This is a genomic window from Acinetobacter sp. YH12076, from assembly GCF_013419525.1.
Classification (GTDB): domain Bacteria; phylum Pseudomonadota; class Gammaproteobacteria; order Pseudomonadales; family Moraxellaceae; genus Acinetobacter; species Acinetobacter amyesii.
In genome coordinates, this window is sequence record NZ_VOZY01000001.1 from 330,131 (window position 1) to 343,696 (window position 13,566).

At 39.4% G+C, this 13,566-nt stretch carries 20 protein-coding genes and 1 rRNA gene; 14 read left to right on the forward strand and 7 right to left on the reverse strand.

Annotated features, from left to right (window positions below):
• The first annotated feature begins 24 nt into the window (after positions 1–24).
• The 5 genes from FTU22_RS01390 (at position 25) to FTU22_RS01410 (ending at position 2,879) form a co-directional block, all read left to right on the forward strand.
• Complete coding sequence (locus tag FTU22_RS01390; protein WP_078194269.1) at positions 25–396, forward strand: hypothetical protein; 372 nt, start codon at positions 25–27, stop codon at positions 394–396.
• Between the two features lie 10 nt (positions 397–406).
• Positions 407–1,081 carry an LrgB family protein gene (locus FTU22_RS01395; protein ID WP_078190106.1) on the forward strand — a complete coding sequence of 225 codons (675 nt, stop codon included), beginning with the start codon at positions 407–409 and terminating at the stop codon, positions 1,079–1,081.
• A gap of 248 nt (positions 1,082–1,329) precedes the next feature.
• On the forward strand, positions 1,330–1,782 hold the full coding sequence (locus FTU22_RS01400) for a DUF2147 domain-containing protein (protein ID WP_180024995.1): 453 nt from the start codon (positions 1,330–1,332) through the stop codon (positions 1,780–1,782).
• A gap of 60 nt (positions 1,783–1,842) precedes the next feature.
• On the forward strand, positions 1,843–2,292 hold the full coding sequence (locus tag FTU22_RS01405; protein ID WP_078190108.1) for a DUF2147 domain-containing protein: 450 nt from the start codon (positions 1,843–1,845) through the stop codon (positions 2,290–2,292).
• 140 nt (positions 2,293–2,432) lie between these two features.
• Entirely contained in the window at positions 2,433–2,879 is a 447-nt protein-coding gene (locus tag FTU22_RS01410) for a DUF2147 domain-containing protein (RefSeq protein WP_180024993.1), read from the forward strand.
• Between the two features lie 53 nt (positions 2,880–2,932).
• Here FTU22_RS01410 and FTU22_RS01415 read toward each other — a convergent pair whose 3' ends face one another.
• The 5 genes from FTU22_RS01415 to FTU22_RS01435 form a co-directional block, all read right to left on the reverse strand.
• Entirely contained in the window at positions 2,933–3,778 is an 846-nt protein-coding gene (locus FTU22_RS01415) for a symmetrical bis(5'-nucleosyl)-tetraphosphatase (protein ID WP_180092539.1), read from the reverse strand.
• Between the two features lie 6 nt (positions 3,779–3,784).
• Entirely contained in the window at positions 3,785–4,597 is an 813-nt protein-coding gene (gene rsmA, locus FTU22_RS01420) for a 16S rRNA (adenine(1518)-N(6)/adenine(1519)-N(6))-dimethyltransferase RsmA (protein WP_180024991.1), read from the reverse strand.
• A gap of 30 nt (positions 4,598–4,627) precedes the next feature.
• Entirely contained in the window at positions 4,628–5,485 is an 858-nt protein-coding gene (locus FTU22_RS01425; protein ID WP_180092542.1) for a pilus assembly protein PilJ, read from the reverse strand.
• A 21-nt stretch (positions 5,486–5,506) separates the two neighbouring features.
• Positions 5,507–6,490, reverse strand: a complete 984-nt coding sequence (gene pdxA, locus FTU22_RS01430; protein ID WP_180092545.1) for a 4-hydroxythreonine-4-phosphate dehydrogenase PdxA — start codon at positions 6,488–6,490, stop codon at positions 5,507–5,509.
• A gap of 90 nt (positions 6,491–6,580) precedes the next feature.
• Positions 6,581–6,961, reverse strand: coding sequence for a hypothetical protein (locus tag FTU22_RS01435; protein WP_180092548.1), 381 nt, complete (start codon positions 6,959–6,961; stop codon positions 6,581–6,583).
• A 191-nt stretch (positions 6,962–7,152) separates the two neighbouring features.
• On the opposite strand from FTU22_RS01435, the gene rplM reads away from it, so the two are divergent.
• Together rplM and rpsI are read left to right on the forward strand one after the other, a co-directional pair.
• Positions 7,153–7,581 (forward strand): 50S ribosomal protein L13, encoded by a 429-nt coding sequence (rplM, locus tag FTU22_RS01440; RefSeq protein WP_004722943.1) that lies wholly within the window; start codon positions 7,153–7,155, stop codon positions 7,579–7,581.
• 12 nt (positions 7,582–7,593) lie between these two features.
• Entirely contained in the window at positions 7,594–7,980 is a 387-nt protein-coding gene (gene rpsI, locus FTU22_RS01445) for a 30S ribosomal protein S9 (protein ID WP_078190115.1), read from the forward strand.
• A gap of 62 nt (positions 7,981–8,042) precedes the next feature.
• Here rpsI and FTU22_RS01450 read toward each other — a convergent pair whose 3' ends face one another.
• Complete coding sequence (locus tag FTU22_RS01450) at positions 8,043–8,288, reverse strand: hypothetical protein (protein ID WP_180092551.1); 246 nt, start codon at positions 8,286–8,288, stop codon at positions 8,043–8,045.
• A 165-nt stretch (positions 8,289–8,453) separates the two neighbouring features.
• On the opposite strand from FTU22_RS01450, the gene FTU22_RS01455 reads away from it, so the two are divergent.
• From FTU22_RS01455 to FTU22_RS01485, 7 genes are all read left to right on the forward strand, one after another.
• Positions 8,454–9,107 (forward strand): glutathione S-transferase N-terminal domain-containing protein, encoded by a 654-nt coding sequence (locus FTU22_RS01455; RefSeq protein ID WP_180024986.1) that lies wholly within the window; start codon positions 8,454–8,456, stop codon positions 9,105–9,107.
• Between the two features lie 27 nt (positions 9,108–9,134).
• Positions 9,135–9,563, forward strand: coding sequence for a ClpXP protease specificity-enhancing factor (locus FTU22_RS01460; RefSeq protein ID WP_078194278.1), 429 nt, complete (start codon positions 9,135–9,137; stop codon positions 9,561–9,563).
• Positions 9,564–9,581: 18 nt separating this feature from the next.
• Positions 9,582–10,223 (forward strand): hypothetical protein, encoded by a 642-nt coding sequence (locus tag FTU22_RS01465; protein ID WP_180009225.1) that lies wholly within the window; start codon positions 9,582–9,584, stop codon positions 10,221–10,223.
• A gap of 426 nt (positions 10,224–10,649) precedes the next feature.
• Positions 10,650–11,009 carry a roadblock/LC7 domain-containing protein gene (locus tag FTU22_RS01470; protein ID WP_180092554.1) on the forward strand — a complete coding sequence of 120 codons (360 nt, stop codon included), beginning with the start codon at positions 10,650–10,652 and terminating at the stop codon, positions 11,007–11,009.
• 86 nt (positions 11,010–11,095) lie between these two features.
• Positions 11,096–12,070, forward strand: coding sequence for a hypothetical protein (locus FTU22_RS01475; protein WP_180092557.1), 975 nt, complete (start codon positions 11,096–11,098; stop codon positions 12,068–12,070).
• Between the two features lie 15 nt (positions 12,071–12,085).
• Positions 12,086–12,631, forward strand: coding sequence for an ATP/GTP-binding protein (locus FTU22_RS01480; protein ID WP_180092560.1), 546 nt, complete (start codon positions 12,086–12,088; stop codon positions 12,629–12,631).
• A 10-nt stretch (positions 12,632–12,641) separates the two neighbouring features.
• Complete coding sequence (locus tag FTU22_RS01485) at positions 12,642–13,028, forward strand: roadblock/LC7 domain-containing protein (protein ID WP_180092563.1); 387 nt, start codon at positions 12,642–12,644, stop codon at positions 13,026–13,028.
• A gap of 176 nt (positions 13,029–13,204) precedes the next feature.
• Here FTU22_RS01485 and rrf read toward each other — a convergent pair.
• Positions 13,205–13,319 (reverse strand): 5S ribosomal RNA (rrf, locus tag FTU22_RS01490).
• Positions 13,320–13,566 lie beyond the last annotated feature (247 nt).

A 13,566-nucleotide genomic window follows, 5' to 3' on the forward strand; every position in this document is an offset into this window, starting at 1 on the left:
TTTTAACGAAAACGAAAGACAAAAATGGACTGGATCAAGCGCATCGACTGGAAAGCCTGGATAGGCACTATTGCATTAATTATTATTTTCCGTGAAGGCGCGGTCTGGGTCATGAAGCAATTCAATCACCCAGAATTAGGCAATCTAGTCGGTTTGATTGCCCTCTTAATCGTGCTTTCATTTTGGAGAAAATTCAACAAAATTCCAGCCAGTTTGGTCGATACCAATAATAAAATCATGAAAGAAAGTGCCTTTGCCTTCTTACCCATTAGTGCAGGCTCATTGCTGATGATGATGCATTTAGGTGATGAAATTCCAATGTTTTTGATTGTTCTCTTTGTCAGCACCCTCATACCGCTGTGGGTCTACGCAAAAATGTCTAAGAAATGGCTATAGGAGAATCAATATGCTTTCAATCATCTCTGGATTCATCATTACCCTGATCGCCTATCTTGTCGCAAAACCCATTAATAAAAAATTACCGCAAATCCCCGTGATTGTGATTGGGATGTTCTTCGTCATTGGTATGCTCTATCTGTTTGGCATTTCCTATGAAAGTTATATGGCGCAGGTCAATCCACTGTTCAATAACTTACTCGGCTATGTCACAGTGGCCTTGGCCATTCCTTTAGCAGCGATGCGCTACGATGACTTACCTTTAAAAGCCGTGGGCGGGATTTTAGTCTTTGCCAGTATCAGTGCCGTTGCCCTCCCTATGGGGCTGGCTTATTTGCTGCATTTGTCAGATCCAACCATTATGGCTTTTGCTACACGGGCAGTGACCACCCCTATTGCCATCAACATTGCGACGCTGCTGCATTCCCCGATTCCTTTGGTAATTTTGATTGTGATTTTATCAGGGGTGATTGGCGCAGCATTTTCACCCATCATACTCAAAAATATTCATGATGAACGTGCATCAGGACTCGCCTTAGGACTTGCTGCACATGCGATTGGCACAGCTCAAGCTTGGCAGCGCGGCAGCATTGCTGGGCGCTATGCAGCATTTGGCATGGCGGTAAATGCAGTATTCACAGCAATCTGGTTGCCAACTTTCATACTCTATCTACAAAATATGTGACTGAGCAATCACTTTTAAATGATTGTTTTGTATAAAAAATAAACTTAATATAAATTCAAGGGTACACCACAACACATTGAACGATGTGCTGTGGATGTTACATTTTTGGTAAAGGCACTTTTGTGCAACATGTCAACTTTCCCGAATAAAATGTAAATATTTACGCTTAGAGTAGTTGCTCTAAGTTCAAATATTACCTAGTATGATCAATAAACCCTCACAAAGTGTATTGATAAAGGATTATTAATATGATCGAAAAAAGTTTGAAATGGGCTGCATTATTCGGTGCTGTAGTTACAAGCTCCGCACTCTATGCTCAAGATCTTACAGGGACTTGGCAACAAATTGACGATAAAACTGGTTCGCCTAAAGCACTGATCGAAATTCGAAAAGATGCCAAAGACACCTATACCGGCAAAATTGTCAAAGTGACGCCACGTCCGGGTTATACACCAAAGGAAAAATGTGTGAATTGCCCTGCACCTTATACCAACCAGCCTATTTTAGGGATGGATGTATTTAAGGGGCTGAAACTTGAAAGTGAAAATACCTACTCTCAAGGAAAAATTATTGATCCTTTAGCAGGCAAAATTTACAGCTTAAAAGGCAAAATTTCTGCCAATGGTAAGCGCTTACATTTACGTGGATATCTGGGGATTTCCGCGATTGGTCGTACACAGACATGGATTCGCGTTGAATAAATTTTAAATTTATTCAGTAAATTGATTTGATATAGGTGAACCACCTACAGGGAATATCTGATGAAAAAATTAAAAGTGAGCCTCTTATTCTTAGCTGCTGTAATGAGTGGTTCAGCTTTTGCTCAAGACCTTTCAGGGACTTGGCAACAAATTGATGATAAAACAGGTTCACAAAAAGCCATTATTGAAATCCGTAAAGAAAGTAATGGAACATTCGTGGGTAAAATCATCAAAGTGACGCCGCGTCCGGGCTATACACCGCGCGACACCTGCGTAAATTGCCCTGCACCTTATAAAAACAAACCGATTTTAGGCCTTGATGTGTTAACTGGTTTAAAACATGTTGAAGGGACCAATAATTACGACAAAGGCCGTATTATTGACCCACTTTCTGGCAAAATTTACGACACAAAAGTTCGCTTAAATGCCAGCGGAAAACGTCTCACGCTGCGTGGCTATATGGGTGTATCAGCACTCGGTCGTAGCCAAACTTGGATTCGCCAAGAATAAGTTCAATGTTATAAAAACCGCCGCCATGGCGGTTTTTTTATGCCTAAGATATTCAAATTATTTTAAAAATAAAGTTGACTATTCTCGTAAACTTTCTAACATACGTGCTCATAAATCACGCTTCTAGGGGAAAAGCGATTATGTTTAAAAAAATATTATTCAGCCTTTGCACATTCGGATTGATGAATGTCGCATTTGCAAATGACATTACTGGCACGTGGCAACAAATTGACGATAAAACAGGAGCGGCCAAAGCGATTATTTCGATTCACAAAGAATCCAATAATACCTATACCGGTAAAATTATTAAAATTACACCACGTCCTGGCTATACACCGCAAAAAAACTGTAATAAGTGCCCTGCGCCTTATACCAACCAACCGATTCTCGGCATGGAAATTGTTAAAGGTTTAAAGCAAATTAATAATACAAATAATTATGAAAAAGGTCGTATTATCGACCCTCTTTCTGGCAAGGTTTATGATGCTAAAGTGCGCTTAAACAGCACAGGAAAACGTATTTCGATCCGTGCAAGTATTGGCGTTTCAGTCTTGGGCCGTAACCAAACTTGGATTCGTTTAGACTAATCCTCACACCAATAAAAAAGCCGCATCAATGCGGCTTTTTTATTTTTAAATACTTACATCACAGGATTATCGACAGCAAACATGTGCTGATCTTCTAAACGATAAGCCATCAACTGATTGCCCCAGACACATCCGCCATCCACATTTTGGATTTTTGCTGAAATGCTTTTTCCTTGCAAAGCCGCCCAATGACCAAAAAGAATTTGATGGGTCTGCGCTGCTTGTGACTCAAACTCAAACCATGGCTTAAAACCCTTCGGCATAGGGTCATCGAGTGAATCTTTAAAACTAAACTCTAAACGGCCTTCTGCATCGGTTAAGCGCATGCGGGTCAAATAGTTGGTAATACAGCGTAAGCGCGCATGACCAGACAAATCATCCGTCCATAGGTTCGGCTCTTTACCGTACATCACTTGAAGAAACGCATCGACCACATCAAAGTCGTCATGACCAATCACCGCTTCCACTTCTTTTGCCAAATCAGCGGTTTGCTGCGCAGTCCAATTCAAAGGAATACCCGCATGAGTCAAAATGGTTTGCTCATTCGGAAATAGACACAGCGGCTGCTTGCGTAACCAATCAATCAAATCATCACTTTCTAAAGCGTGAATCACATCATCGATATTGTCTTTAGGATTGATATCCTTAATACCGCGAGCGCATGCCAGCAAAGTCAGATCATGATTGCCCAGTACCGTCGCCGCAACTTCACTATCCACTAATTTTTTGATGAACCGCAAAGCGCCTATCGAGTTTTCACCCCGTGCGACGAGATCACCGGCAAACCATATAAAATCTTGGTCTGCATCAAACTTTATCTCTTTCAGTAAAGCTTTTAATGCTTCAAAACAGCCTTGAACATCACCAATGACATAGTTATAGCGAATATTGCGAGTCATAATTATTTAAGCCACCATTTGATCTGCTAATGCGACAAATTCTGCAAGTGTTAGGGTTTCAGGACGCGCCATTGGATCAACCCCTGCATTTTCAAAACCATCTTCAACCAACATGCCTTTTAAGCTGTTGCGTAACGTCTTACGGCGTTGAGTAAAGACATGTGAAACCAAACGCGCAAGCGCTTTTTCATTTTTCGCCACAATCGGTTTAACGGCATAAGGCTCTAAACGGAATACCGCAGAGGTGACTTTTGGCGGCGGATTAAACGAACCCGGCGGCACTTCAAATAAAAACGTCGGTTTACAGAAGTATTGGATCATCACCGATAAACGGCCGTATTCTTTAGTATTCGGTGAAGCGGTAATACGGTCCACGACTTCTTTTTGCAGCATGAAGTGCATGTCTTTGACTTTGTCGCCAAACTCCAAGAGATGAAACAGCAGCGGAGTCGAGATGTTATACGGCAAGTTGCCAACCACGCGCAGAGGACGGCCTTCGGCAAACAGCTCGGTAAAGTCATATTTCAGCGCGTCGGTTTCAACAATGGTCAAGCGCTCAGGATGCGGCACACGGCCCGGCAAACCTGCAGCTAAGTCACGGTCCAGCTCAACCACAGTTAGAGCATCACATTCACCAATTAAAGGCGATGTAAGCGCAGCAAGACCGGGACCAATTTCGACAATATTGTCACCAGTACGCGGATTTACCGAACGTACAATTTTAGCAATAACACGTTGATCATGTAAGAAATTCTGTCCAAACCGCTTACGCGTGTGATGCCCTTCATCTTTTGGGTTTAGGGCATTAATTTGATACATAAAATTCTCCGCATAGGTTTATTACAACGATTACTGACTTGATTCAAATTCACTCAAGCGAGCAAAAATTTCTTCGGACTTGGTCATATTATCCCGAGCCGCTTTAATTACACTGAGCAATGGCTCTCTTTGTTTCAACAAAGCCATTGTTTCAGATTTCATCATTTCTTCAGTTTCAGCCTGAATGGAGAGCAAACTTTCACGCATTTCAGCATTGTTTACGCGCTCTACACCGAGTTCGGGATTACCATTCAGTTGAGCCTTCAAAAAATTATTGAAAGTTTCAAAATCTGCTAAAAAGTCATCTAAATCGTCTGGATGAATAGAATTCACATCAGTTAACTTCAGCAAAGAACTCAACATTCGTCCCGCAATATAGACTTGATTTTTGGCAATCATTGCTTGAATAGCTGAATTGTTTGCTCTAGCCATCATATCAGCCAGAATGTTATATTCAGCTTGAATACCTGGAATGGTTTCACTTACAAGAAGTTGATATTCATATAGCGCACTCAGGCTATTTTGATGCTGTACAAGCAGATCAATATTAGCATTGATTGCCTGTCCATCTTGAAGCATTTTATCAGCACCGCCACGATTCGCATATTTTTTATGCACCGCGGTCAGCGCTTGATTAAATTTTTGCTGATTATGTTTAAAGCCATCCACGGCAGCCGGTGATGCAAAACGTATAAATCCTTCCGTCTGTTTTGGAATTTGCAGCGATAATACTTTTAATTCACAAGAATGATGATCTGTAGCGAGCGTTGAGCATGCTGACAGCATCAACGCTAACGCAATCCCAAAAAATGGGCGAATGATCGATTTCGCCCTAAGCATCTTGTTATTTTCCTGTTTTATTTTTGATAATTTTTTAATATTATTCATATAAAATTCAAACCTTTATTATTAAGTTTCGTTATTTTTCGCACGTGCTAATTCTAAAGCCAAATCAACCGCCACCTGTAAACTCGAACTTTTAGCAAGACCAGTTCCAGCCAGTGACAGTGCTGTGCCGTGATCCACTGAAGTCCGAATAAATGGTAAGCCCAAAGTGATATTGATGGCTTCGCCAAAGCCCTGCGACTTTAACACAGGTAAGCCCTGATCGTGATACATCGCCAAAACCGCATCGGCATCTTTTAAATTTTCAGGGGTAAATAAGGTATCAGCAGGTAAACTCAGGCTCATATTCACCCCTTGAGCGCGATAACGCTCTAGCACCGGATTGATCACTTCAATCTCCTCCATGCCCAAATAACCATCTTCACCCGCATGCGGATTTAAACCGCAGACTAAAATATGCGGATGATCTTTTTTAAATTTGGTTTTTAAATCATGAATCAAAATATCAATGACCTGATGCAAACGTTCTTGAGTAATGGCATCCGCAACATCACGAAGCGGTAAATGTGTTGTTGCCAATGCGACACGGAGCGTTTTGGTCGCAAGCATCATCACGACACGATCAACGCCTGCAAATTCTTGATAAAACTCCGTATGTCCGCTGAAATGGATACCGGCATCATTAATAATCGACTTTTGCACAGGTGCAGTTGCAACACCTACACTTTTGCCAGACATCGCATAATCTGCAGAACGACGTAATTGTTCCAACACATAGGCTGCATTATTCACATCTAACTGACCTGCAATAACAGGTGTAGTTACAGGTACATGTTCCACATAAAGCTGACCTAGAGCTGCCGAACCCTCCTGCCCAACATAGTCAATCAGTTCAACTTCGAGCTTTAACTGTTGAGCACGCTTGAGCAGCAAATCTTTATCAATAAGAACCACAAGTGGCCTTTCATCTATTCGATTGGCTAAGCTCAAACAAATATCAGGTCCGATACCTGCGGGTTCACCGCTCGTGATATATAAAGGCAGCATGGGTCTATCCTGTGTGTGCAATAGCATTATTATACTGTGTGATGCACATGACAGACCTAATTTTATTGACTAAAAATATCGGACTAAAACTCAAAAATAACCGCGTTTTGCGACATTGTATGGAATGAAATCGAAAGCAAAACCTGAAATGCCAATGATCCAAATCAGTGCAATAAGAATTACAATGCCGCGCTGAACGGCCGGTACATGCTGCGGGTAGTTCGTTATCAACCAAAAAAACATACCGCCCACAAGCAATAATCCAATCAACAGATAAACCAATAAATAACTAAGGAAAAATAAAGTGAGCATCATTAACAAAACGATGATTGCGCCATCCGCCCCATGCAAAGACACCAAATACAAAAAAGTTGGGCTTAAAATCAAGGTGCTACATAAGCCCATTAAATACCACCAATGTCGCCAAAATAAGGGGTCAAATGTGGTTTTTAACAGATTAGAATTCGACATGATTTACATTCACCCGCTTTTTTTATAATTTCTGGATTATCTGCTGTTTATTGCTGAAGAAATATACTACAATACAGCGCTTGAAATTTTATATTTTCATTTGTGATTCTTCACGTATTCGTATAGAATCGCGTCTCCTTTTGTTTGGACAGCTTCCATAGTCCAAACCAACTATAATAGGTAGTGGTTTAATGAAAACTCTCAGCGCTAAGCCAGCTGAAGTTCAACACGACTGGTACGTTGTTGATGCTTCTGGCAAAACTTTAGGTCGCCTTGCGACTGAAATCGCTCGTCGTTTACGCGGTAAGCACAAAACTTCTTATACTCCTCACGTTGACACTGGCGACTACATCGTTGTTATCAATGCTGAGCAAGTTCAAGTGACTGGTAAAAAATCACTTGATAAGAAATATTATCGCCACACTGGTTTCCCTGGTGGTATTCGTGAAACTAATTTCGAAAAATTAGTTGCTCACAAACCAGAAGAAATCTTCGAACGTGCTGTAAAAGGCATGTTGCCAAAAGGTCCTCTTGGTTATGCAATGATCAAGAAAATGAAAGTGTACGCTGGTACTGAGCATCCACATACTGCTCAACAGCCACAAGTTTTGGACATCTAAGGGATACAGCACATGGCTACTAACTATGGTACAGGTCGCCGTAAGACCGCAACTGCACGTGTTTTCCTATCAGCTGGTACTGGTAAACTCGTAATCAACAACCGTTCTTTAGAACAATATTTCGGTCGTGAAACTGCTCGTATGGTTGTTAACCAACCACTTGAGCTTTTAGAAGCTACTGAGAAATATGACCTTTACATCACTGTTGCTGGTGGTGGTATCGGTGGTCAAGCAGGCGCTATCCGTCACGGTATTACTCGTGCATTGATCGCTTCTGACGAAACTCTTAAACCTGCTCTTCGTCAAGCTGGTTTCGTTACTCGTGATGCTCGTGAAGTTGAACGTAAGAAACTTGGTTTACGTAAAGCTCGTAAACGTCCTCAATTCTCTAAACGTTAATTCGTTTACCGAATTGGACAAAAAACCTTGGCTTATGCCAAGGTTTTTTTATGTCTTAATTTTTATGAAGATGATACAAATAGAATAACGATCCGATAAACAAAGAGACTCAAACTCGCAATAAAGCATATAACCGACAGTGTTAGTGTAATTGTACAAATGGTCATTTTGCTTTTTTGTTCAGGAGTATCATCCTCTGCTCCATAATCAGAGGCATAACCTCCAGCGAGTGCCGTATAAAAGCCAATGCCCATAAAAATAACAGCAGCTAAAAATAATAATTTTTGTACAAGTGCAATGGTCATCATGCGGTGACGATCAGGTAAATGAATGACATGAAAGAGCTATCAGATAAAATCAAATAAAACAAAACTGTAATTTTCACTGTAGCTGCATTGATATTGCTAAAGTCCCCGTGATTTTACTGTCTAATTTTAGTATCCTATCTTATTCATTTCTCATCGTCTCGGATTATGTCAGTCGAAAATGCACCTCTCCAAGGGATTACGCTTTACAGTCATGCGGATGACTTTCGCTCACACTGGATACGTTATGTACTTGCAGAGAAGCAAATCAAACATAATTTAATTATTGCTGATGATGAAGACGAAGATCTTGCAAGTTTAAATCCCTACAATCAACTTCCGATGATGATTGAAAATGGCCTAAAACTCTATAACAGCAGTATTATCGCCGAATATCTGGATGACCGATATCGTCAAAATAAACTGTATGCAGATGCACCCATGCCTCGTGCAGAGCAACGTCAATATGTATGGCGCTTCGAACAAGATTGGTTAAGACTTGCCGATATTATGCTTCGCCATCCCGATACCCTCAATGAAAAAGCCAAGCAAAAAGCACAAAAACAATTGCGTGATACACTCATTTCACTAACCCCCTTGTTTCAGCATTATCCTTATTTTATGTCTGAACAATTTAGCATGTTAGACTGTATGCTCGCACCTGTATTTCTGCGCCTAAAAGCCATGGGGATTGAGCTTCCCAAACAGCAATGCCGCCCTATATTTCTCTATTGCCAACGCATCTTTAGCCGTCCTGCATTTATCAAATCAATGACATTGCAGGAAAAAAATCGCTATAGCGAGCTTTTAGCAAAAAATTAATTTCCCATTAATATTCGAGTAAGCATTATGTCTGAACAAGAACTACAACTCACTCCAACGCGTCCATACTTAACACGGGCACTTTATGAATGGATTTGTGACAATCAACTTACACCGTACCTACTTGTTGATGCGACACAGAATGGTACGATGGTGCCAGTTCAATATATCCAAGATGGCCAAATTGTCCTGAATATCGCACCTCATGCAACGCATGCGCTACACATGAGCAATGAGACGATTACTTTCTCTGCACGCTTTGGTGGCGTTTCGCAAAACCTCTATATCCCCTTTTCTGCTGTTCTAGGTATCTATGCACGTGAAAATGGTCAAGGCATGTTCTTCGATCCTCAAGAATATGAAGGTATTCAGAATGATCAAAATGCTTTAAAATCAAACGACCAAGAACAACAAGAGCAGCCGAAGAAAAAACCAGGTTTAAGGTTGCTCGATTAAAGAATAAGGAAGCGAATAATGGCTTTTGATTTAGTACAATATTTTGTCGAACAAATAGAATCTCAAAAGCCTACGCTTTTAAGTCATTTAAATCGTGAAGAAAAACGTCAACATATACGTGAAATTAATGCATTAACTTTAGGTGAATTGATTCATCAGCTCCGCAATAATGCTCAAAAGGTTTATCAAGAAATTACTCATCCTGATGAACTCTATATTCAAGAAGTTTCACGCCATCTGACCACCAATCCATCGAATGCATCAATATTAGAACGCTCTGAACTTGAACACCTAACAACTGAAATTTTTCATTTACAATTAAATGAATTAAAGCAACTTCATGATACCGGCTCACACTCACCACAAAGCATTCAAGAATTACTCAATGGACAAATTGAACACCTTTCTGGTCAAGCGGATGATTGGGTTTGGTCAACAAACAACCTAACAGAGCTTCTTGGTTCTAAACCAAATCTGCAAGAAGAGATATCATTAGAAGCATCAATGAAGGAGTTCAATCAAATGGTTAATCAACAACATACTCAAGAAGATGTGACAACTGAAGTACAAGTGCCAACTTGGTCAAAAATTGTAGAGCCTATCGTTGCAGTGGTGATTTTATGGATTCTGGCATCTGCAGCTTGTAATATTTTTTCTTAAGTGGCTTCATTTGTCTAAAACAATGACCTGCTTTTTAAGCAGGTTTTTTTAAATCGAATATTCTAAATTACACGCCTTTAGATCACTTTTTGTTTTCTTTATGTAAATCGGTCAGCTTTATTCTGCAAAAATTGAGTTTTGTCACACCATTTACAAAATATTACATTTGAATTTTTGGTAAATTTTATATCAAAAATAAAGTTCTAAAATACATAAAAAATATATATAGCAAATTAAATCACATTTTTTAAATCCTAAAACTTAACGCTATATTTAGAAAATATTATCCTTTTAAGGCAAAAAATTAATTTTATTGCAAAGCCCCTTACGCTTCCTATAATTAAATTATGTAGTTAAAAACGCTAGTTTAATTACCTAAATATCTACAAATAATAATCATGTATAACCTAAAAGAGGGGCATAAAAATGGCTAAAGTTTCATTAGAATCACTCACAACAATCGACGGTTTTAATGCAGCGGCACTGGTAGACGGTGAAAGTGGCCTAGCTATGGCGACACAAGGCGGTGGAGATATTGATTTAGAATTAGCAGCTGCTGGAAATACTGAAGTGGTTCGCTCCAAAAGACGTGTTGCTCAGTCACTCAATTTAGACGATCACATTGTCGATATTTTAATTACTCTAGGAAAGCAGTATCACTTGATTCGTCCACTGGAAAATAATGAATCCGTGTTCTTATATTTAGTACTTGATCGTGCCAAAGCAAACCTAGCCATGGCTCGACACGAATTAAAAACCTATGAAAAAAATTTAGATTTTGCTTAATTTCACCCAACCCTCTTATGCCAATAAGAGGGTTTTTTATTCCCAAAATGTTTTACAGGTTTGAATAAAATTAGTCGAGGAACACCATGAATAAGCAATATATCAATATCGGCATTGCTGGATTAAGTATTCATGATTCAGATCAACTCAAACATCAGCTTTACGCAATTTTTCCACAGCACTTTAATATCCAATGGAAAAGTGCATCTGATGTGAATCTCGATTGCTTATTTATTCATGAGCGTTTTTTTGACACCGAAGGAATTCAAAAAATATTAACGCGCCGCGCTTTACCTTGGCTCAAGATCTCGAAAGACTACCAACAATCTGGGCGTGTCAGAAATAATACGCTGTTCCTACCCGTGGATGACAATCAAGAGCTCAATCAATGGATTGATAAACATCTCGTCAGCCATAATGGCCTTAATGAATCCATAGAGCATGCACAAAAATATCAAACTCAAAGCTTTAGCGATTTTAATTTGGAAGATGATTACTTCAAAAAAATGTATGCAGAAGATAACCATGAAAAATTACACCTATATGATGATCTAGGTACAATAGCGGTAATCGATACCGCGCAAAATATAGCTTGGCTCAACCTCAAGCGTCAACTTCAACACACAGATGCTAGTTTTAAATATGATTTCGCATCAATTGAAGATATGACCCATGTAAGTCGAAAGCATCCCGTCATCCTTCAAGACTGGATATGGAATCTATTTTGGCAAACTCCGAATTTTTACCAAACAATTCCTGAAGATGGTCATTTTCGAATTTTAAGTTGGCCAAAACCTGCTGAACATTTATCTCATAAACAAATTTTTCAACTTTCTGCATGCTTTATCCAGGGCGCAAAGATATCAGCGATCGCAGAACAATATGATATACCCCCCAGCACCATTCGACAGTTCATTGCTGCGAATATGGCATCACTGAATATTAAAAAAATAAATCTTTGGGATAAACATTACACGCCACCTGAAACGCATGAACCAACAGAACAAAAGAACTTTGTGCAAAACTTCTTTCGTAAATTACGCCGTAAATTTGGATTTTAGAATAGGACATCAAACATGATTCTTCAGCATTATAAAATTGTCTTTGCTGGTTCTATGGGTGCTGGAAAAACTGAAGCGATCCGTTCACTTTCTGATATCCCAGTTCTACTGACCGAGGCGTTTAATACAGATCAAACCAGCCATCAAAAACTTGAAACTACAGTAGGTATCGACTACGGAGAAGTGACCTTAGAAGATGGTTTAAAAATAGGTTTATATGGTACCCCTGGACAAAGTCGTTTTGATTTTATTTGGCCTGTGATTTGTCAAGGCGCAATCGGTGCAATTATTTTGATTGATCATAATGTTAATGATCCGCTAAGTGAACTCGAAAGCTACTTAGAAACCTTCCAAAACTATACAGATAACATAGCCATTGGAATTACCCATACAGACGAAATCACAAGTTCAACGAATACTGCTATCTACAAAGATTGGCTGATTAGTCAGGACTTATATTCGCCCCTATTCTTTATTGACTGTCGCAAAAAATCTGACGTTTTACTGCTACTTGAAGCTTTAATTACCTCAATCGAAGTAAATTACTACATTACCGCATAAGGAGTTATCAATGTTTAATGTCACAAAACGCACCGCTTCGAATGAGTTAATACAACATGCCCGTGAACTAATAAATAATATTATTAACAATGCACGAGGCGTTCATTTCATCATGGTGTGTTCAACAGATGGATTTGAGCTAACAAGTGTTTACAAACTTGGGCAATATAACAATAGCAAGTTAGCTGCGGTTAGCAGCTCTATCCTTGCAATGGTGTCAGCATTTATTAAAGAAATTCATTTGGTCGGTTGTCAAAATATAACCTTACTTGCATCTGTTGCTGCACAAAATCATCCCATGATTATTGTAGCATTGACAGATAAGGACATTTTATTAGGCCAAATCTTATATATGCTTAAAGCTGCAACGCAATCAATTATTTCAGCGGATCAATAAACTTTATAGAAATATTGAAGACTATTAACTTTATATTTGATTCAGAAATATTCATTTATTCGTCACTTTAACTTATTCATTTTCCTATTCTATTCTTCTGCTTTTCTTCTTTCCCCCCTTTTCTCCGCACATAAAAAAACACCCCCTGCACTAGTCAGGGGGTGTTTCGAATAATGAGCTGGCGATGACTTACTCTCACATGGGTAACCCCACACTACCATCAGCGCTAAGAGGTTTCACTTCTGAGTTCGGGAAGGGATCAGGTGGTTCACTCTTGCTATTGTCGCCAGCACAACTGTTATGGATACTTGCTTAGTCTAATCTCAGAGCAGTGCTCTTCGTGCTAAGTTTTCTACCAAATGAGTTATTAACAGAAGTACTTGAGTTAATTTAAGGTGTTCAATTTTACTAAGCTTTTCAACTAAATCAAGTTTGATTGATTATATGTGAATCAATTGATGCTATATATACAACTGCTTGGGTGTTGTATAGTCAAGCCTCACGAGCAATTAGTATTGGTCAGCTTCATGCGTCACCG

Excerpts from the sequence above, each read along its gene's own strand:
- FTU22_RS01390 (WP_078194269.1), top strand. The coding sequence starts at position 25 with ATGGACTGGATCAAGCGCATCGACTGGAAAGCCTGGATAGGCACTATT.
- FTU22_RS01395 (WP_078190106.1), top strand. The coding sequence starts at position 407 with ATGCTTTCAATCATCTCTGGATTCATCATTACCCTGATCGCCTATCTT.
- FTU22_RS01400 (WP_180024995.1), top strand. The coding sequence starts at position 1,330 with ATGATCGAAAAAAGTTTGAAATGGGCTGCATTATTCGGTGCTGTAGTT.
- FTU22_RS01405 (WP_078190108.1), top strand. The coding sequence starts at position 1,843 with ATGAAAAAATTAAAAGTGAGCCTCTTATTCTTAGCTGCTGTAATGAGT.
- FTU22_RS01410 (WP_180024993.1), top strand. The coding sequence starts at position 2,433 with ATGTTTAAAAAAATATTATTCAGCCTTTGCACATTCGGATTGATGAAT.
- FTU22_RS01415 (WP_180092539.1), bottom strand. The coding sequence starts at position 3,778 with ATGACTCGCAATATTCGCTATAACTATGTCATTGGTGATGTTCAAGGC.
- rsmA (WP_180024991.1), bottom strand. The coding sequence starts at position 4,597 with ATGTATCAAATTAATGCCCTAAACCCAAAAGATGAAGGGCATCACACG.
- FTU22_RS01425 (WP_180092542.1), bottom strand. The coding sequence starts at position 5,485 with ATGAATAATATTAAAAAATTATCAAAAATAAAACAGGAAAATAACAAG.
- pdxA (WP_180092545.1), bottom strand. The coding sequence starts at position 6,490 with ATGCTGCCTTTATATATCACGAGCGGTGAACCCGCAGGTATCGGACCT.
- FTU22_RS01435 (WP_180092548.1), bottom strand. The coding sequence starts at position 6,961 with ATGTCGAATTCTAATCTGTTAAAAACCACATTTGACCCCTTATTTTGG.
- rplM (WP_004722943.1), top strand. The coding sequence starts at position 7,153 with ATGAAAACTCTCAGCGCTAAGCCAGCTGAAGTTCAACACGACTGGTAC.
- rpsI (WP_078190115.1), top strand. The coding sequence starts at position 7,594 with ATGGCTACTAACTATGGTACAGGTCGCCGTAAGACCGCAACTGCACGT.
- FTU22_RS01450 (WP_180092551.1), bottom strand. The coding sequence starts at position 8,288 with ATGATGACCATTGCACTTGTACAAAAATTATTATTTTTAGCTGCTGTT.
- FTU22_RS01455 (WP_180024986.1), top strand. The coding sequence starts at position 8,454 with ATGTCAGTCGAAAATGCACCTCTCCAAGGGATTACGCTTTACAGTCAT.
- FTU22_RS01460 (WP_078194278.1), top strand. The coding sequence starts at position 9,135 with ATGTCTGAACAAGAACTACAACTCACTCCAACGCGTCCATACTTAACA.
- FTU22_RS01465 (WP_180009225.1), top strand. The coding sequence starts at position 9,582 with ATGGCTTTTGATTTAGTACAATATTTTGTCGAACAAATAGAATCTCAA.
- FTU22_RS01470 (WP_180092554.1), top strand. The coding sequence starts at position 10,650 with ATGGCTAAAGTTTCATTAGAATCACTCACAACAATCGACGGTTTTAAT.
- FTU22_RS01475 (WP_180092557.1), top strand. The coding sequence starts at position 11,096 with ATGAATAAGCAATATATCAATATCGGCATTGCTGGATTAAGTATTCAT.
- FTU22_RS01480 (WP_180092560.1), top strand. The coding sequence starts at position 12,086 with ATGATTCTTCAGCATTATAAAATTGTCTTTGCTGGTTCTATGGGTGCT.
- FTU22_RS01485 (WP_180092563.1), top strand. The coding sequence starts at position 12,642 with ATGTTTAATGTCACAAAACGCACCGCTTCGAATGAGTTAATACAACAT.